Genomic DNA, 18,351 nt, shown 5'->3' on the forward strand with positions numbered 1-18,351 from the left:
CGTGGCCGCCCTGCCCGGGGTCCTCGTCCTCGTCGTCCGCTGGTACGGCTCCCTCAGGGCCCGCCGTCAGCCGTCCCTGTCGCCCTCCGAGCCCTCCGAGCCCTCCGAGTCGTCCGAGTCGTCCGAGGTGACCACGGAGAAGTACGCCCCGAAGGAATCCACCAGCCCCGCCAACAACTCCTTCCCCTTCGCGGCGGACGCGAGGGACGGACGGCCGATGACACCGGAATCGGTGTAGGCCGACATACCGAGGGAGAGGAGATGACGGCGGTCGTCGGCAAGGAAATCGGTGGTCTCGTGACCGGACCTGACCAATTCCGGATGGCAATGCAGAAGTATGGAGGTCTCTATTTCTCCCGCATGCATATCACTGAGCAACGAGGTCTCCACACCGGCCCGTTCGCGAGCGGCGTCCCAGTCCTCCATGGCCGGGAAAAGCGCCATGCGATGTCCCTCCGCGGTGGATTCCTGGACGACATTTCCCAGGACGTAATTCCCGCCGTGCCCGTTGACCACGACCAGCGCCCGCACCCCAGAACGACGCAGGGAGGCGGCGATGTCGCGGACCACGGCGTGCAGGGTCGGCGCGGAGATGCTGACCGTGCCCGGCCAGGCCGCGTGCTCGTGCGAGCAGGCCATGGTCACCGGCGGCAGCAGGTGCACCGGGTACGCGGCGGCTATCTCGCGGGCTATGGCGCAGGCCACCAGCGTGTCCGTGGCCAGCGGCAGATAGGGGCCGTGCTGCTCGAAACTCCCGACCGGAAGCACCGCCACCTGACTGCCGAGGCCCTCGCCCCGCGCCGACACGTCCGCCGTGGTGTCGGCGGGCAGCAACCCGGACACGGTCGCCGGCGCCCCCACGGCCTGCGAATCGGACTTCGAATCGGACCTCGAACCCGAACTGCTCATCTCTTCCCGGCCTTTCGTCTCTGCTGATGCTCCGTCATTTTCGCATGACGTCAGGACTCACCAGATAGGAACCAGATCATGACAGAAAATGTTGGTGTACTCGGCGCGAATGCCCAGTCCTCCGGTGCCGTACGCGTGGTGAATGCCCCGCTGCCCACGACCTACGGCGACTTCGAGGCCGTAGGCTATCTCGACCAGGACCGCGGCGAGGAACAAGTGGCGCTGGTGTACGGCGACATCAGCGGCGGCGAGGAAATTCTGATCCGGCTGCACTCCGAGTGCCTGACCGGTGACGCGTTCGGCTCCCAGCACTGCGAATGCGGTGAGCAACTCGACAGCGCGCTGAGGGCGATAGTCGCCGAGGGCCGGGGCGTCCTCGTCTACCTCCGGGGCCACGAGGGCCGGGGCATCGGGCTGCTCGCCAAGCTCCAGGCGATGAAGCTCCAGGCGGAGGGCCTGGACACCGTCGAGGCCAACATCGCGCTCGGACTGCCGGTGGACGCCCGCGACTACCGGGTGGCCGCCGAGATGCTGCACGACCTCGGCGTACGGTCGGTGCGGCTGATGTCGAACAACCCGCGCAAGCGGGAGGCGCTGCTGCGGCACGGCATCGACGTCGCCGAGCAGGTACCGCTGTTGATCACGCCGTGCGAGGACAACATCACCTATCTGCGCACCAAGCGTGAGCGACTCGACCACTATCTGCCGCACCTGGACGCGGTGGTCCGCTCCTCCTGAGCACCACCGCCCACCTGCGCCGCCGGGGTCCGCGCGGCGGCCGTCTCGGGGGCCTCTCCGAACTCGGCCGCCGCGCCCGCCGCATGAACGTTCGCCTCGTGTGGAAGACCTGACTGACGTCGGGCGAACCGCCCGCGGTCGGACGAAGGGAGCCCTGTTGGTGATCCGCAGCGCACGGGTCGTCGTCATCGGCGGCGGAGTCATCGGCACGAGCATCGCCTATCACCTGGCCGCCGCCGGAGTGGACGACGTGGTCCTCGTCGAACGCGACGAACTCGCCTCCGGCTCCACCGCACGGGCGGCCGGCGGCGTACGCGCCCAGTTCTCCGACGAGCTCAACATCCAGCTCGGCGCCCGCAGCCTGGAGGCGTTCGGCCGCTTCGGCAAGGAACTCGGCCACGACATCGGCCTCCACCGTGTCGGATACCTCTTCCTCCTCTCCACCCCCGACGAGGTCGCCGCGTTCGAGGCGAGCGTCGAGAAGCAGAACGACCTCGGCGTACCCAGCCGTATGATCGACCCCGCCGAGGCCCAGCGGCTCTCCCCGCTGATCAGCACCGAGGGACTGCTCGCCGCCGCGTTCTCGCCCGACGACGGGCACTGCACCCCCGAGTCCGTGGTCCACGGCTACGCCGCCGGGGCCCGCCGCCACGGGGCGACCGTGCTGCGCAACTGCGAGGTCCTCGGCATCGAGACCTGGCGGGACACCATCACGGCGGTGGTCACCAACAAGGGCCGAATCGTCACCGACACCGTCGTGTGCGCGGCCGGCGCCTGGTCACGAGCTGTCGGAGAGATGGCCGGAGTCGACCTCCCCGTGGAGCCGCTGCGCCGCCAGATCGCGGTCACCGAGGCGGTCCCGGACCTCCCTCCGAGCCTCCCCATGACCATCGACTTCACCAGCAGCCTCTACTTCCACAGCGAGGGCCCGGGCCTGCTCGTCGGCATGTCCGACCCCGACGAACGGGCCGGCTTCGCCACCGACACCCATGACCGCTGGATACCCCGGCTGTTCGAGGCCATGGAACACCGCGCACCCCGACTCCTCGACCTGCGCCGCACGGGTGGCTGGGCGGGCCTGTACGAGATCACACCGGACCACAACGCCCTGATCGGCGAGGCCACTTCCTGCTCCCGTTTCCTCTACGCGACGGGCTTTTCCGGCCATGGTTTCCTTCAGGGCCCCGCCGTCGGCGAGGTGGTCCGCGACCTGTACCTCGGGCGCGTACCCTTCGTCGACATCAGCCCCCTGAGCGTCGACCGTTTCACGGCCGACGCACCCCGTCCGGAGGTCAACCTCGTATGAACCGGCTCCACTTGTGGCTCCGCCATGAGACCCGCTCCACCGAACGCCGCACCCCGATCGTGCCGAACGACGCCCGCCGCCTCGTGGAGAACGGGGTGAGGCTGACCGTCGAGGAGTCCCCCCAGCGGATCTTCCCGATCGAGGCGTACGAGGAGGCCGGGTGCGCGGTCGCGGCGGCGGACTCGTGGAGGTCGGCGCCGCCGGACGCGGTGATCGTGGGCCTCAAGGAACTCCCGTTCGAGCCGGCCGAACTGCCCCACCGCCACATCTACTTCGGCCACGCCTACAAGGGCCAGCCCGGCGCCGAGACCCTGCTGCGCAGGTTCGCGCGCGGCGGCGGTGCGCTCCTCGACCTCGAATACCTGGTCGACGAGCAGGGCCGCAGGCTCGCCGCCTTCGGCTTCTGGGCCGGCTATCTGGGCGCGGCCCTCGCGGTGCTCCACCACCGGGGTGCCCTGAGCGCCCCGCTGGTCCCCACGACGAGGGAGGAGATGGAGGCCCGACTCCGCTCCTCCCGAGGCGAGTTGAGCGCCCTGGTGATCGGCGCCCTGGGCCGCAGCGGACGCGGTGCGCGGGCCGCGCTCGCCGAGGCCGGGATCGAGCCGACCTGCTGGGACCTGCCCGAGACCCGTGACCTGGACCGCGAAGCCCTGCTCGCCCACGACCTGATGGTCAACACCGTGCTGACGACAAGCCCGGTCCCGCCCTTCCTGACCGACAAGGACCTCGACACCGACCGCCGACTGCGCACCCTCGCCGACGTCACCGTCGACGTCGGCTCCCCCATGAACGTCCTGCCGATCTACGACACCACCACCGACTGGGACCACCCCGTACGACGGCTCCGCGAGCACCCCCCGCTCGACCTCATCGCCATCGACAACCTGCCCTCCCTGCTGCCCCGTGAGGCGAGCACCGACTTCTCGGAGGCACTGCTCCCGCAGTTGTCGGCCTTCGACGAGCCCGGGGCGAACGGCCCATGGGCGCGCTGTCTGGACCGCTTCCATCAGACGAACCGTGAACTCGGCATCGAGTAAGTCGTATCGGCATCGAACAAGTCGCAGAAGGAGAGTTGCCCGATGACTGACGTCGTTCCCGCGAGCGGCACCGTCCACTGGGTCGGAGCCGGACTGTCCACGGGCAGCGGCCTGGCGTCGCTCTGCGACACCGCCGGGTCCGTACGCCTGTGGCACCGCACCGAGGAACGCGCGGAACAGGCCCTGGCGGCACGGGGGTTGGCGGGGCGGGCGGAGCCGCGCGCGTACACGCTGCCCGCGCTGGCCGCCGAGCTGGCGCCGGGAGACGTCGTCGTCTCGATGCTCCCGGCCCCGGAGCACGCGTCGCTGCTCGGGGCCTGTGTGAAGGCGCGGGCCCACTTCGCGTGCTCCAGCTATGTCTCGGACGCGGTTTTGGACCTGGTCCCGGCGGCGGAGGCGGCCGGTGTCACGGTCCTCACCGAGGCGGGCCTCGACCCGGGCATCGACCATCTCTTCGCCCACAGCCTGATCGCCGGGGCGAGCGAGGCGATCGGCGCGGAGACGGCCGCCTCGTACTCCCTCACCTCCTACTGCGGCGGCGTCCCGGCCGTGCCGAACGACTTCAGGTACCGCTTCAGCTGGGCCCCGGCCGGAGTACTGGGCGCGCTGCGCTCCCCGGCGCGCTATATCGAGGACGGCGCGGAGACCACGGCCGTACGCCCCTGGGCGGCGACGCGTACCCACGTCATCGACGGCGAGACCTTCGAGGCGTACCCCAACCGGGACAGTCTCCCGTTCATCGACCAGTACGGCTTCCCGCCCACCTGGAAACCCCGGACCTTCGTCCGGGGCACCCTCCGTCTGGACGGCTGGCTGGCGGCCTGGGCGGAGGTCTTCGCCGAACTCGACCGGGGTGACGACGACCGCATCGCCGCCCTGGCCCGGGAGCTGGCGGCCCGCCACCCCACCACGGACGCCGACCGCGACCGAGTCGTCCTGGCCGTCACCCTCGACGTCCGTTCCGGCGCGGGTACCGAGTGGTCCGGCGGCTACCTCCTCGACGTCACCGGCACGGACGAGGAAAGCGCCATGTCCCGCCTGGTCTCCCGCCCCCTGGCCCTGGGCGTCCGCCACATCCTCGACGGCTCCCTACCACCCGGTCTGAGCCGAGCGGCGGAGACGGGCGAGCGATCGGAACAGTGGCTGACCGAACTGGCGGGGGACGGGGTGGCGTTCACGCTGAGAGTGGCTGAGTGAGGGGGGGCGGGGGCGGTGTGAGTGCCGCCCCCGGTGTGTTTGTCAGGCGGTAGTTCCTCCGGAGCCGCTGGACATCACGATGATCGTCGGGATGCAGGTGAGGAGCGCGATTGCAAATATCGCAAACGCCTGCCGGGCGGGGTCTGCCACCTTGTCGATCTCTCTCAACAGTAACCTCTCGCGTTGTGCTTAGTGCATGTGTGCGAGCCGGGAACGGGTGTTCCCAGTGGCGCGAGTCTAGAGGATCTTGGTGACACATGCCGTCTCGGCGGAAAAGTTGTCGATCTCGCGCTTGGTTACATGTGCAACTGATCATAGTTGATCACTGGTGGGCAAATCCGCTCTAGTTCTTTCTCGGCCAGTGCCTCCTCCTCTGCCGAGTGGATGCGTCGGGCCGCTTCCCGGGCGGACGTGAGGTGGTGTGTGGCCTCCGCGTGGCGCCCGCGTGTGAACTCGCAGCTGCCCAGCGCGCGCTGGGCCTGGATCTCCTCCAGGGCCGCACCGATGTCCCTGGCCAGGGCGAGCGCGCGTCCCAGGTGGTCCGCGGCTCGATCGGTGTCGGACACGCTGTGGTGGGCACGCCCGAGCCGGGTCAGGGTGATCGCCTCGTTCTTGCGTGCCCCCATGCGGCGGAAGACCGGCAGCGCGGCCTCGCAGAGCCTGATCGCCGTGGTGGCGTCGCCCGTCGCCAGGTGGGCCTCGGCGATGTTGATCTGGACGATCGCGCGGTCCGAGGGGTTTCCGGTGCTCTCCACGATCCGCAGCGCGCGTTCCAGCGTCCGACGGGCGCCTTCCGGGTCGCCGGTCTGGATCAGCAGATGGCCGACGTTGTTGAGTGTCCTGGCGAGCATGCCCTGGTCGTCCGCGAACTCGAAACCGGCGATCGCGGCCTGGAACCAGGTCAGTGCCTGCTTGTGCTCGCCCAGGTAGAGCAGGCAGATGGCGATGTTGTTCTGGCAACGGGTCTGCCGTCGGCGATCCCCCGTCGCGGTGCACAGCGTCAGGGACTCCCGGTGGAAGTCCAGCGCCTTGGGGAACCGTCCCAAGTGCCAGTGCAGCGTGCCGAGTTCACGCAGCGCGTCGGCCTCGGCGTTCCGGTCGCCGACGGTCCGCGCACACCTCAGCGCCTCCCTGGCGGTTCGGTCCGCCTCCTCGAAACTCCCGGTCGCCGTGTACGCCGTACTCAGCTCCAGCAGCGCCCGGCACAGGGCGTCGGCACGACCGACGTCGCGCCAGTGGTCGATGGCCGCCTCGTGGGGTCGTACGGCGTCCGTCCAGTAGCCCTCGCTGTTGAGGAACCCGGCCAGGACATGGCTCAGTTGGGCGGCCCGCGCTCGTGCCCCGTGCTGCCGCAGATACCGCTCGGTGCCGAGCAGGCTCTGTCGCTCGGCGGTGAACCAGGCCAGGGCGTCGGCGGCGGTCCGGGGCGCGGGGAGCCGTGGTGTCGCGGGCGTGGTGCCGGTGTCGTTCGCGGTACCCGTGGTGGGCGGGCGCAGACGTGTCCGGCGTGGGTACAGCAGCCGGTCGCAGTGGTCCGCCGTGCGGAGGTAGTGGTGGACCAGCCGGGCCCGTGCCGCCTCGCGGTGCTCGTCGCTGTCCTGTCCCGTGCACAGCAGATGGGCGTACTCGCCGAGCAGATCGTGGAAGCGGAAGCGGTTGGGGGCCGGTTCCTGGAGGACGTGGCACTGGAGGAGCGATTCGAGGAGCCGTTCCGTCTCGTCGAGGGGGCGGCCGAGGAGGGCGGCTGCCGCGTCGGGGCCGAACTCGGGGCCCGGGTGGAGGCTGAGCAGACGGAAGGAGGACCGCTCGGCGGGGGAGAGGCTCTGGTAGGAGACCTCGAAGGCGCGGGCGATCTCCGAGTAGCCGTCGCGGATCTGGGAGAGGCGGTCCGTGGTGCGCGACAGCAGGTCGCGCAGGACGGCGGGATTCCAGGAGGGGTGCGCGCTCAACCGGTTGGCGGCGATCTCGATCGCGAGGGGCAGATAGCCGCACAGGGCGACGATCTCCCGCAATTCCTCCGCTTCCGCCACCGCCTCGGCGCTCGTGGTGTCCCTCGGTGCTTCGAGCCCCGCGAACTCCCGGAACAGGGCAACCGCGTCCGCCTCGGGAAGCACATCGAGCGCCAGGGAACGTCCGCGCGGCAGACCGACCAGCCGACGGCGACTGGTGATGAGGACGAAGCACTCCGTCGAGCCCGGCAGCAGGGGCCGTACCTGCGCGGGGCCGGCCGCGTCGTCGAGGATGATCAGCGCGCGCCGGTGGCCCAGGGCCCGGCGCCAGAGCGCGGCGCGCTCCTCGACATCGGCCGGGATGGAGGCCGGGGGCACTTCCAGGAGCCGGAGGAGGGTCGCGAGCGCGGCTCCGGGGGACAGCGGCTCCTGCCCCTGGGCGTTGGCGCGCAGATTGACGTAGAGGGAGCCGTCCGGGAAGCGGTCGCCGAACTCATGGGCCGCGCGGATCGCGAGCGCGGACTTGCCGACCCCGGCCATCCCCGAGATGGACTCCAGGGTGACGACCGCGCCGTCGCGTGCGGCCGTGTCGATGGCGGCGCGGATACGGTCCATCTCGCCGCGGCGGCCGACGAGCGGTGCCTGCCGGGGGAGATGGTCGGGCACGGGGCGCGTCCGGTGGGGTCGGAGCGCGGACGGGGCGCGGACGCCGGACAGGACGTGGCCGTGCGCGGGTCTTCGGACGAGGTCGTCAAGCGGCCCCCGGCCAAGGATGTGCCGGTGGAGGCGGACGAGTTCCTCGCCGGGGTCCGTGCCGAACTCGGATCGCAGGACGCGGCGCACATTCTGAAAGAAGTGCAGGGCCTCGGCGTGCCGCCCGCTGCCGTAGTACGCGATCATCAGCTGGCCCGCGAGGGCCTCGTCACCGCGATACTCGTCGACGAGCGTCGCCAGCTCGCCCGCCATCTCGGCGAACCTGCCGAGCCTCAGTTCCACGTCGACGCGCGCGGTGACGACACCGCGTCTCTTCTCCGTGAGAGCGTCGCGGGTCCGCTGCGCCCACAGCCCGCGCAGGCCGGCCAGCGGCTCCTCCCAGAGACGCTCGGCATCCCGCAGCAGCGCGGCGGCCCGTAGGTCGTCGCCTTCTCCCGCGATGGTTCCGGCCCGCCTCGCCAGCCCGAGCAACCGGTGCCAGTCCACGGAGTCGGGGTCGGCGGTCAGCGTGTAGGTGTGGGTGCGATGAGTGATGCGTGGGGCCGCCGAGCCCGGTGAGGCCGTACGGATCGCGCGGCGGATGCGCGAGACATAGGTGTGGACGTTCTCCCGGGCGCGTGCCGGGGGATCGTCCCAGAGCCGGTCGACGAGGCTGTCCAGCGATATGGGACGACCGACGTCCAGGGCGAGGGCAGCCATGATCAACTGCATTTTCGCGGAACCGAGACCGAGCCGGCCCTCCGGAGTGCCGAGGCCGACGGGGCCGAGAACATGGATCTCCACCAGCGTTCCTCTCGCCGGCACCCGTTCCTGCACTGCGCAGACTGCACAGGATGACACCTGGTCACCGGGGAATCCATATGTCACTCGAACGGTAGGCCGAATCTTTCTCCTTTATCCGGGAGCGTTGGCGGGTAGGGCATCTGCGATGCGTGTACGCGGCATCCGTCGGCGCCCGTCGAGGGCGCGGAATTCGACCACGGGGGCGCAGGGAATGGGCGGCGGCACGAAGGGGATCGGCCGTACCGAGGGGAACGGCGGTGGCGGAGCCGTGGCGAACAGCCTCGGCGGAACCGCGAGGGTCACCGGCCCCGTCGTCCAGGCACGCGACGTGCACGGCGGCATCCACACCCATCTGCCGTCCGTTCCCACGATGCCGGTGCCCCGCCAACTTCCCCCCTCGGTACCCCATTTCACCGACCGGGAGAGCGACCTCGCCGCACTGGGACGGCTGCTGCCGCGTCGCACGGGTCTGGTCGTCGTGACCGGGCCGGCCGGTGTCGGGAAGACCGCCCTGGTCACCCGGTGGCTGCGGCGGATCGGCGACGACTTCCCCGACGGACAGCTCTACGCCGACCTGCGCGGCCACGACCTCGCCGAAGCGGCGGGTCCCGGCGAGATCCTCGGGCGGTTCCTGCGCTCCCTGTATCCCGGCCCGGTACCGGCGGACACCGCCGAAAAGAGCGCCCTGTGGCGCTCGCTCACCGCGGGGCTACGGCTCGCCGTCCTCCTCGACAACGCCTGTACGGCGGCCCAGGCCCGGCCGTTGCTGCCGGGCTCGGACGAGAGCCTGGTCGTGGTCACCGCCCGCCGGAGACTCACCGGACTCGGTATCGACGGGGCCGTCTTCCACACCCTGGACGTGATGCCGCCCGACGCGGCGGAGGAACTGCTGATCCGGGGAGTGGGCCGGGAACGCGTGGCCCGCGACCCGGCGGCGGCACGCGAAGTGGTCAGCCTGTGCGCCGGGCTGCCCCTGGCGCTGTGCGTGGCAGCGGCCCGACTGGCCGCACGCCCCCGACAGCCCTTGCGCGCCATGGCCGAGGCACTGGCCCGGCCGGCTGACCGACTGGCCGTTCTGGCCGTGGAAGGAGAGACGGCGGTGCGTGGCGCACTCGACGAGTCCTACCGGTCCCTGCCCGCCCCGGCGGCCCGGCTCTACCGTCTGCTGGGACTGCTGCCCACCCCCGACCTGGACAGCAGGCTCGCCGCGGCGGCCGGCGCGCTGACCCTCGACGAGGCGGACGGCCTGCTCGATGTGCTCGTCGAGACCCATCTCCTCCAGGAGCTGGGGGAGGACCGCTACCGCTTCCACGACCTCATTCGCCTCCACGCCCGCCAGCACGGAACCGACCACGAACGCGAAGAGGCACTGCGCGGGGCGGGCGACTGGTACCTCGCGGCCGCCACCGCCGCCGAACAGCTCATCACCCCCGCACAGTTCACTCTGGAACGCGCCGACGAGAACTGGCCGGACCTCGAACCACCGTTCAGCGACGAACCCGGAGCCCTGGCGTGGCTCGACCACCACCGACTGAATCTGATGGCCGTACTGCGTGCCGCGGCCGAACGACAGTGGTCCACGCTGACCTGGCAACTCGTCGACGCCATGTGGCCGCTCTTCCTGCGTCTGCGCCACTACGACCTCTGGATCGAGGCCCATGAACTGGGGCTCGCCGCGGCCCGGCGAGCCGAACACGCCGAGGCCGAGCGTCAGATGCTCAACTCCGGTGCCATCGGTCTGAGCGCCGCACGTCGCCTGGACGAGGCGATCACCTGGTACGCCGCCTCACGCGACGCGGCACGCGCCGCGGGGGACCGGCGTGACGAGGGGCAGGCGCTGCTCGGCCTCGGTGCCGCCCATTTCGAGGCCGGACACCCCACCGAGGCCGTTCCACGGCTGGAACAGGCCATTGCCCTCTGGGAAGAGGTGGGATATTCGCGGGGCACGGGGCTGGCCCGGATCGTGCTGGGCGAGATCGCGCTGTCCACGGACGAACCACGGGCCGCCGTCGCCCACTTCGAGCGAGCCCACGGCATTCTCACCGAGGCGCGTGGGCCGCATGACGCCGCGCGTGCCCTGGCCTTCCTGGGGCGGGCCCGGGCCCGTGCCGGAGAGTACGAGGACGGCGCGGACCAACTCCGCACCGCCCTACGGACGTTCGAACGATCGGGTGCGCTGCACTGGCAGGCCCGCACGCTGGAGATGCTGGGGCAGTCCGCCGAGGACGCGGGCGACGTGACCGCCGCCCGCGACTACTACGGAAGAGCCCTTCCGCTGTCCACGACGGTCAGCACGGCGGATGCGCGCCGGGTGAGGGCACGGCTGGAAGGTCTGGCCGAGTCCTGACCCGCGCGCGTACGGCACGCGGCGAACCAGCTGCCGTCCGACAGCGGAAGCAGGACGACAAGGCAGCCGGGGTGGGCGGCGAGCAGCCCCACCGCCTCTCCCGCCGCCGAGCGGACGGTCGGCCTCGGCCGGTGACCGAGGAGAACGTCCGCCAGGTCCAGCCGGACCGCCGGGCCGTCCACATCGAGCCACAGCCAATCCGGGAAAAGGATGCCGTCGCCGTTCACGCGGACACTCCGAGGGGTGCGTCGGGCCAGATCAGGGCCGGGTCCGGTGGGGGCAGCGGGCGGGGCAGTGGATCGTGGGCCGGTTGGCCGAGGCCCAGCAGCCGGTACAGCAGCGCGCGGATGTTGCGGTTGAACCGGCCCGGCTCGGAACTGATCCGGGCCGCCAGCGCCTCGTACGCGGCACGGTCGTACTCGGCCGCCGCGTAGGCGAATTGGCCGGTCAGCGGATGGAACGGCGAGAGTGTCGGCGCGAGCAACGCCAGGTCGGCGGCCGGGGAGGCCGGATTCGTCTCGTTCTCCGCCGCGCCGGCCAGCAGGATCGGGGCTCCGGTGAGCGTGGCGTACAGGGTGACCGAGCCGTGGTCGCCGATGACGAGGTCGGCGGCGCAGAGCACGGGGCGCCAGTCCATGTCCGGGGGCACCACCCCGAGTCCTCGCTTCATACAGGCGGCGAGCCAGGCGCGTATCTGACGTGAGCCGTGTCCCGACCAGACATTGGGGTGGACGAGGACGGCGAGCCGGTGGATGTCGGAGCGCAGCTCGTCGATCAACCGGGGCAGCAGGGTCTCGAAGCGGGCGAAGGACGACTCCGGACCCCATGTCGAGGTCACCGCGATGAGCCGCTGTCCCGCCCGCAGCCCCAAAGCCCGCCGGTAGGCGTCCCGTTCGGGCAGACTCGCCGCGATGAGGTCACGGGCCGGGTCGCCCACGACATGGGCGACGGGCAGGGCTTCGGGGCAGGAGCGGGCGAGTGCGTCGCGGTCGTCCTCGTGCGCCAGGACGACCGCGGCCGGGCGCTTCCCGCCGGGCAGGAGATCCTCACGGCGCAGGCCGAAGACCGGGGAAGCCGCCATCCCGGCGAACCGCTTGAGGAAACGGGCGCCGTGCGGCAGCAGCACCATCCTGGCACGGACCCGGTCCATGGCCCGGGGCCCGGCCGCGACGGCCAGATCGAAATCGGTGCGTACCGCCTCCTCCCAGGGCAGCACCACACCGCCCGAACGTCGTACGTACCGCTCCGTGCCGTCGCCCAGTTCATGCGGCGGCACCGTGAACACCACCTGGATGCGGAAGTCCGACTCCAGCAGCGCGACCACGTCGAGCAGACGCTTGACGTAGGTGACGGTGTGGGCGACCACCAGGACGGTTCTGCGCCCGGTCAGTGTGAGCCACTGCCGGGCCGGAGTGCCCGGGAACTCCGCGAGGCGCGCGGACCGGGCTGGCGTACTGAATGCCGACATGACATCCCCCGTGTCGTACAGCCGATTGGGTACGGTCCGCTCATCCCCACGCGACTGGACGGGGTCCTTGCCCGGTCCTTGACGAATCCTTGCAGGGCCTCAGTCCACCACTGCCTCGTGCACCAGTCGCTTCAGTTCCGGATAGACCGAGTTCGACGACCGGCGGCGTACCTGGGTCAGGAACTGGACGGTGAGGTCGCGGTGGGGGTCGACCCAGAAGGTGGTGGTGGCGGCGCCGGTCCAGCCGAAGGTGCCCGGGGACGAGGGGCTTTCGGTGACGGTGGGGTCGATGACCACGGAGACCCCGAGGCCGAAGCCGACGCCCACATTGCCGGGCTGGCGGTGGAAGGGGCTGCCGTGGGTGTGGATGTCGGCGCCGCCCGGGAGCTGGTTGGTCGTCATCGCGGTCACGGATTCCGGGGAGAGGAGGCGGACGCCGTCGAGTTCGCCCCGGCGGCGCAGGAACTCGGCGAAGCGGTGGTAGTCCCGGGCCGTGGCGACCATGCCGCCGCTGCCGGAGAGGAAGCGCGGCCGGCCGCGCAACGGCAGCCCCGGCACCGGCTCGATCGAACCGTCCTCCCGCTCGCCGTACAACTCGGCCAGACGGCCCGCCTGTTCCGGTGTGACCTGGAAACCCGCGTCCGTCATCCCCAGCGGCCCGAGAATCCGCTCGGCGAAGAACTCGTCCAGCGCCTGCCCCGACACCACCTCCACGACCCGGCCGAGGACATTGGTGGAGACGGAGTAGTTCCACTGCGAGCCCGGCTCGAACTGCAGCGGCAGACTCGCGTACTCCCGGCATGTCTCGGTCAGATTGGCGCCGGGCCGTACGGAGTTCTCCAGGCCCGCGTCGCGGTAGAGCGCGTCCACGGGGTGGTTGTAGTAGAAGCCGAAGGTCAGACCCGAGGTGTGGGTCATGAGGTGGCGGACGAGGATCGGCTGCCCGGCCGGGCGGGTCCGCGTCTCGGCGCCCGCCCCGGACTCGTACACCCGTGGCTCGGCGAACTCCGGCAGATAGCGGGCCACCGGGTCCGTGAGGGACAGCTTCCCCTCCTCGACCAGTATCAGCGCCGCGACGGACGTGACCGGCTTGGTCATGGAGTAGATCCGCCACAAGGTGTCCGGCTCGACCGGGAGTCGGGCCTTGCGGTCGCGTAGGCCGTAGGTGGTGAGGTGGGCGACGCGGCCATGGCGGGCGAGGGAGAGAAGATAGCCGGGGAGGCGGCCGTCGTCGACCTGGCGGGCGAGGTACTCGTTCAGGCGGGCCAGCGTCCTCGGATCGAGTCCGGCCTCGCTCGGCTCTACCTCTTGGCTCAGTCGTTCCATGGTGGTTCTCCTCCGGTTGGCCCGGGTCGCGGCTCGCGTACCTGCTTGCCCTCATCGTTCCGTACAGGCCGCGTTCCACCCCTCACGGGACCGGCGGGTCGAGGCATTCGACCGGCAAGTGGTGCACCCAGCGCCGATACGACGGCCAGCGCGAACAACGCCGGCCCCGTACCGACCGGCATCAGTGTGGCCGCCGTGGCCACACCCAGCGTCGGCCCGACATTCATCGCCGTCTGCTGCAGCCCGCCCACCACCCCCGCCGACTTCTGCGGCGCGTGCTCGACGACCACGGCGGTGCCCGTGACCATCACCGCGACGAATCCCGCGCCCAGCAGCAGAAAACCCCCGCCGATCACGACCTCCGACGAGCCCGGCCCCAGCCGTGCCAGGACCAGCACCGCGCCGGTGAGCAGCACGGTTCCCATCAGCGTCGTGGCCCGGGCGCCCCATCGCCGGAGCAGCACCGCGGTGACCGGCGCACCCAGGATCATCATCGCTCCACCGGGCAGCGCGAGCAGGCTCGCCCGCAGCGGCTCCATACCGAGGACGTCCTGGAGGACATGACTGCCGACGAACAGCGCGCCCAGCATCGCCGCCGACGCGCACACCAGCACCCCGAGCGCCGCACCGACCGTCCCCGACCCCAGCACGGCGGGCGGCAACAGCGGGTCGGGGGTACGCCGTTCATGTCGTACGAGCGCACCGGCCGCCATGGCCGCCGTCAGCAGACCGAGGACACCGGACGCCGTCCAGCCGTGCTCGGAGACCCCGACGAGCGAGTGCACCAGCGCGGCCAGGGCGCCGGCGAGCAGGGCGGCGCCGGGGAGGTCGAGGGGAGAGGAGGCTGACGTCGATGGCCGAGGCGCCCTCACCACCAGCGCGAGGACGCCCATCACCAGCGCGGGTACGACGTTGAGGAAGAACACCGCCCGCCAGCCGAACCGGTCGACGAGGACGCCGCCGACCAGGGGACCGGCCGCGGCGGCCACACCGATGGCGCTGGTCCGCAGGGCGACGGGCATGCCGAGCCGGTCGGGCGGGAAGGCGGCCCGCAGCATGCCGAGGGTGGCGGGCTGGAGCAGCGCCCCGAAGACGCCCTGGACGACCCGGAGCGCGATCACCCAGCCCGCGTCGGGGGCGAACCCGATACCCGCCGAGGCCACCCCGAAGCCCAACACGCCCCAGCCGAACACCCGTTGATGGCCGTACCGGTCCCCGAGCCGCCCCGCGAACACCAGCAGACTCGCCACCGCGATCAGATAGCCGGTACTGGTCCACTGCACCTCGGCGAAGGATGCGTCGAGGTCGCGCCGCAGGCTCGGCTGGGCGATCGTCAGCACCGTTCCGTCGAGGGCGACGATCACGGCACCGAGAACGCTGTTGGCGAGGGTGAGCCGCCGGTGCGAGACGGGCACGACCGGCCCGTGATCGACGGCCCCCGCTATGACAGCCGTCTTCTTCACCGCTGCTCCTCGGCACCCAGATGGGCCTCCAGGGCGGTACGCAGAAGCGGTGTGAAGTCATCGGCGCCCGTGGTGAGTTGGAGACTTCCCCAGGTCCACAGCTGGGCGATGCCGTACAGGTTCGCGAGGAGCGCCCCCGCCACGAGCCGGGCGTCGACGTCGGGGCGGGCCCGGCCGACGAGGTCCACGAGCGTCCCGAACACCGGAAGGCTGGCCTCACGCAGTCCCAGCGTTCCGCTCTCCAGCAGATCGTGACGGAACATCAGCTCGTGCATGCCCCGGTTGGTGAGCGCGAAGTCGAGATACACGCGCCCCAGCACCGCCACCTGCTCACGCGGGCTCGCCGTACCGTCCCCGATCGCCGTGGCCCCTCTGGCCGCCAGGTCCTCGAAGCCCCGGCGCGCGATGGCCGACAGCAGCTCCAGATGCGTCGGAAAGTACCGCCGAGGCGCCCCGTGCGACACCCCGGCCCGCCGCGCGATCTCCCGCAACGACAGCGCCCGCACACCCTCCGAGGTCACCAACTCGACACCGACATCGACCAGCCGGGCCCGCAGCCCGGTGTCCCGCTCCCGCTCAGTCATAGACACTGTCTACCAGGAAGCAGTAGACACTGTCTATCGGGCTGTGGGCGGTGTCTGCCGATGGTGTGCGAGGTACCGGACATGCATGAGGTCCCGAGCGCCTCGGAAGGCGCTTCGGGACCTCGGTGGCGACTGCTCAGCAGCTCATTCGGGTGTCTCGCGGGCGTCAGGCCGCGACCCGCTCCCGATCCGCCCCCGCGCTCGGGGCCCGGGTGCCGAGGAGTTCCGTCGGGATCTTGTGGGTCTCGCGGGCGGTGAGGGCGGCGAGGACCGGCGGGACGCAGAGGGCCGCGGTGAAGAGGGCCACGGCCGTCCAGTCGTCACCGTCGGGGCCGGCGATCTGCGCGGCGAAGGTCACCGCGAAACCGGCGATGGCGAAGCCGATCTGCGTACCGATGGCCATACCGGACAGCCGGACCCGGGTCGCGAACATCTCGCCGTAGAAGGAGGGCCAGATGCCGTTCGCCGCGCTGTAGACGACACCGAAGGTGACGATGCCGAGGATCAGGACCAGCGGGTAGTTGCCCGTCGAGATCGCCCAGAGGTAGACGAACATCATCACCGCGCTGCCCGCCGAGCCGATCAGGAACACCGGGCGGCGGCCGATGCGGTCCGAGAGCGTCGCCCACAGGGGGATCGCGCCCAGCGCGACCAGGTTGGCCAGCGCGCCCACCCACAGCATCGACGAGCGGGACATCCCGACCGCGTCGCTCGTGCCGTACGCCAGCGCCCACACCGTGAAGATCGTGGAGACCGAGGCCACCAGCGCGCCCGCGATCACCCGCAGCACATCCGCCCAGTGCTCCCGCAGCAGCACCGCCAGCGGCAGCTTCGCGACACCCTCGGAGGCGGTCTGCCGGGTGAAGGCCGGGGTCTCCTCCAGCGTGCGCCGGATGACATAGCCGACGACCGCGACCGCGATGCTCAGCCAGAACGGGATGCGCCAGCCCCAGGACAGCAGCTGGTCCTCGGGGAGCGCGGCGATCGGGATGAAGACCAGCGTGGCCAGCAGCTGCCCGCCCTGCGTGCCGCTGAGGGTGAAGCTGGTGAAGAAGCCGCGTCGGTGCGCCGGCGCGTGTTCCAACGTCATCGAATTGGCGCTGGCCTGCTCACCGGCCGCCGATATGCCCTGGAGCACCCGGCAGAGCACCAGCAGCACCGGGGCGAGCGTGCCGACCTGGTCACGGGTGGGCAGACAGCCGATCAGAAACGTCGACAGACCCATCAGGATCAGCGTGAAGACCATGATCTTCTTACGGCCCGCCCGGTCGCCGAAGTGGCCGAGGAACAGCGCGCCGATCGGCCGCGCCGCGTACGCGACACCGAACGTGGCCAGCGACAGCAGGGTCGCCGTCGCCGGGTCGGACTCGTCGAAGAAGACCTCGGGGAAGATCAGTGCGGCGGCGCTGCCGTAGATGAAGAAGTCGTAGTACTCCAGGGCGCTGCCGATCCAGGCGGCCGTGGCGGCCTTCTTGGGCTGGCCGGGCGGCGCGGCGGCGTGGTCGGGAACTGACACGGGTGCTCCTTCGAGGGGACTCCAACGTAAGCGGAGTGAGCGGAGAGGGGGAGGGAGGAGCCGGAGCCCTGGGGTGACGGGTCGGCCGCGCCGGGTGCCGCCCCGTACAAGACGGGCGTCGCGGTCCGGTTAATTAACCCACTGGATAGTTAGTAGCGGTTGCCCAGGGATGTTGCGCTCACGTTTCCCCGCTGTCAAGAGGTCGCGCGGAGCGGTTGCCGAGAACGGGAGGGGAGCGGCAGGGGATCGGGAGAGGATCGGGCGAGGATTCGGCGGGGTTCCGGCCGGTCTCAGTCCGTCGCCCGGTCCGCCGTGAGGTACGCGATGACCATGTCGCCCAGCATCTGGCGGTAGTGCTCCCGCTGGTCCGGGGCGACCAGGTCGCGGCCGAACAGCACACCGAACGTGTGCCGGTTGGCGACCCGGAAGAAGCAGAACGAGCTGATCATCGCGTGCAGGTCCACGGCGTCGACATCGGCCGTGAACAGGCCCGAGGCGCGGCCCGCCTCCAGGATGCGGCGGATCACGTCCAGCGCGGGCGAGCCGATCTTGGCCAGTACCTCGGAGGCCGCGATGTGCTCCGCCTCGTGGATGTTCTCGATGCTCACCAGGCGGATGAAGTCGGGGTGCGCCTCATGGTGGTCGAACGTCAGCTCGCACAGCCGGCGGATCGCCGCCACCGGGTCCAGATGCTCGACGTCCAGTTCCTGCTCGGCCTCCCGAATCACCGAGTACGCGCGCTCCAGCACGGCCGTGAACAGCTGTTCCTTGCCGCCGAAGTAGTAGTAGATCATCCGCTTGGTGGTGCGGGTGCGGGCGGCGATCTCGTCGACCCGGGCCCCGGCGAACCCGGAGCGGGCGAACTCCCTGGTGGCGACGTCGAGGATCTCCGCCTTGGTGCGGACGGCGTCGCGGACCCGTCCGTTCCCGTTCCCGCTCGCGTTCCCGTGCGCACGGGCCGGTTCTTCGACGCTGGTCATCGGGTTCCTCGGGATGGGTTCGGGCATGGGTGTC

The 18,351-nt window shown here is 70.9% G+C and carries 13 protein-coding genes; 5 read left to right on the forward strand and 8 right to left on the reverse strand.

All coding sequences use genetic code 11. The features are described 5' to 3' along the window. Window positions 1–66 precede the first annotated feature (66 nt). Window positions 67–843, reverse strand: a complete 777-nt coding sequence (locus ACWD4G_RS05035; RefSeq protein ID WP_451291136.1) for a creatininase family protein — start codon at window positions 841–843, stop codon at window positions 67–69. Window positions 844–987: 144 nt separating this feature from the next. On the opposite strand from ACWD4G_RS05035, the gene ribA reads away from it, so the two are divergent. The 4 genes from ribA (at window position 988) to ACWD4G_RS05055 (ending at window position 5,187) form a co-directional block, all read left to right on the forward strand. Beyond that, complete coding sequence (gene ribA, locus ACWD4G_RS05040) at window positions 988–1,647, forward strand: GTP cyclohydrolase II (RefSeq protein ID WP_451290807.1); 660 nt, start codon at window positions 988–990, stop codon at window positions 1,645–1,647. A 109-nt stretch (window positions 1,648–1,756) separates the two neighbouring features. Next, complete coding sequence (locus ACWD4G_RS05045) at window positions 1,757–2,953, forward strand: NAD(P)/FAD-dependent oxidoreductase (RefSeq protein ID WP_451291137.1); 1,197 nt, start codon at window positions 1,757–1,759, stop codon at window positions 2,951–2,953. Further along, entirely contained in the window at window positions 2,950–3,990 is a 1,041-nt protein-coding gene (locus ACWD4G_RS05050; RefSeq protein ID WP_451290808.1) for a saccharopine dehydrogenase, read from the forward strand. Before ACWD4G_RS05045 ends, ACWD4G_RS05050 begins: the two co-directional genes overlap by 4 nt. A 42-nt stretch (window positions 3,991–4,032) precedes the next feature. Beyond that, complete coding sequence (locus ACWD4G_RS05055; protein ID WP_451290809.1) at window positions 4,033–5,187, forward strand: saccharopine dehydrogenase family protein; 1,155 nt, start codon at window positions 4,033–4,035, stop codon at window positions 5,185–5,187. A 296-nt stretch (window positions 5,188–5,483) separates the two neighbouring features. Here the strand turns inward: ACWD4G_RS05055 and ACWD4G_RS05060 are convergent, their stop codons facing one another. Beyond that, window positions 5,484–8,633: an AfsR/SARP family transcriptional regulator gene (locus ACWD4G_RS05060; protein WP_451290810.1), complete on the reverse strand. Its 3,150-nt coding sequence runs from the start codon at window positions 8,631–8,633 to the stop codon at window positions 5,484–5,486. Window positions 8,634–8,844: 211 nt separating this feature from the next. Between ACWD4G_RS05060 and ACWD4G_RS05065 the strand changes: the two genes are divergently transcribed. Further along, window positions 8,845–10,980 (forward strand): tetratricopeptide repeat protein, encoded by a 2,136-nt coding sequence (locus tag ACWD4G_RS05065; RefSeq protein ID WP_451290811.1) that lies wholly within the window; start codon window positions 8,845–8,847, stop codon window positions 10,978–10,980. Between the two features lie 223 nt (window positions 10,981–11,203). Here ACWD4G_RS05065 and ACWD4G_RS05070 read toward each other — a convergent pair whose 3' ends face one another. The 6 genes from ACWD4G_RS05070 to ACWD4G_RS05095 form a co-directional block, all read right to left on the reverse strand. Next, window positions 11,204–12,448, reverse strand: coding sequence for a hypothetical protein (locus tag ACWD4G_RS05070; protein WP_451290812.1), 1,245 nt, complete (start codon window positions 12,446–12,448; stop codon window positions 11,204–11,206). A 99-nt stretch (window positions 12,449–12,547) separates the two neighbouring features. Then, window positions 12,548–13,774, reverse strand: a complete 1,227-nt coding sequence (locus tag ACWD4G_RS05075; protein ID WP_451290813.1) for a serine hydrolase domain-containing protein — start codon at window positions 13,772–13,774, stop codon at window positions 12,548–12,550. Continuing rightward, window positions 13,762–15,237 carry an MFS transporter gene (locus ACWD4G_RS05080; RefSeq protein WP_451290814.1) on the reverse strand — a complete coding sequence of 492 codons (1,476 nt, stop codon included), beginning with the start codon at window positions 15,235–15,237 and terminating at the stop codon, window positions 13,762–13,764. Before ACWD4G_RS05080 ends, ACWD4G_RS05075 begins: the two co-directional genes overlap by 13 nt. Continuing rightward, window positions 15,234–15,821 carry a TetR/AcrR family transcriptional regulator gene (locus ACWD4G_RS05085; protein WP_451290815.1) on the reverse strand — a complete coding sequence of 196 codons (588 nt, stop codon included), beginning with the start codon at window positions 15,819–15,821 and terminating at the stop codon, window positions 15,234–15,236. The genes ACWD4G_RS05080 and ACWD4G_RS05085 overlap by 4 nt, the downstream gene beginning before the upstream one ends. A gap of 166 nt (window positions 15,822–15,987) precedes the next feature. Continuing rightward, the gene (locus ACWD4G_RS05090) at window positions 15,988–17,337 is read right to left on the reverse strand and encodes an MFS transporter (RefSeq protein WP_451290816.1); all 1,350 of its coding nucleotides are present in this window, start codon (window positions 17,335–17,337) and stop codon (window positions 15,988–15,990) included. Between the two features lie 290 nt (window positions 17,338–17,627). Then, window positions 17,628–18,317 carry a TetR family transcriptional regulator gene (locus tag ACWD4G_RS05095; protein WP_451290817.1) on the reverse strand — a complete coding sequence of 230 codons (690 nt, stop codon included), beginning with the start codon at window positions 18,315–18,317 and terminating at the stop codon, window positions 17,628–17,630. Between the last annotated feature and the right edge of the window lie 34 nt (window positions 18,318–18,351).

Source organism: Streptomyces sp. NPDC002643 (assembly GCF_053592555.1).

Bases quoted from the DNA above. Each gene is read 5' to 3' on its own strand.
- ribA (WP_451290807.1), top strand. From the start codon at position 988: ATGACAGAAAATGTTGGTGTACTCGGCGCGAATGCCCAGTCCTCCGGT.
- ACWD4G_RS05050 (WP_451290808.1), top strand. From the start codon at position 2,950: ATGAACCGGCTCCACTTGTGGCTCCGCCATGAGACCCGCTCCACCGAA.
- ACWD4G_RS05055 (WP_451290809.1), top strand. From the start codon at position 4,033: ATGACTGACGTCGTTCCCGCGAGCGGCACCGTCCACTGGGTCGGAGCC.
- ACWD4G_RS05065 (WP_451290811.1), top strand. From the start codon at position 8,845: ATGGGCGGCGGCACGAAGGGGATCGGCCGTACCGAGGGGAACGGCGGT.
- ACWD4G_RS05070 (WP_451290812.1), bottom strand. From the start codon at position 12,448: ATGTCGGCATTCAGTACGCCAGCCCGGTCCGCGCGCCTCGCGGAGTTC.
- ACWD4G_RS05075 (WP_451290813.1), bottom strand. From the start codon at position 13,774: ATGGAACGACTGAGCCAAGAGGTAGAGCCGAGCGAGGCCGGACTCGAT.
- ACWD4G_RS05085 (WP_451290815.1), bottom strand. From the start codon at position 15,821: ATGACTGAGCGGGAGCGGGACACCGGGCTGCGGGCCCGGCTGGTCGAT.
- ACWD4G_RS05095 (WP_451290817.1), bottom strand. From the start codon at position 18,317: ATGACCAGCGTCGAAGAACCGGCCCGTGCGCACGGGAACGCGAGCGGG.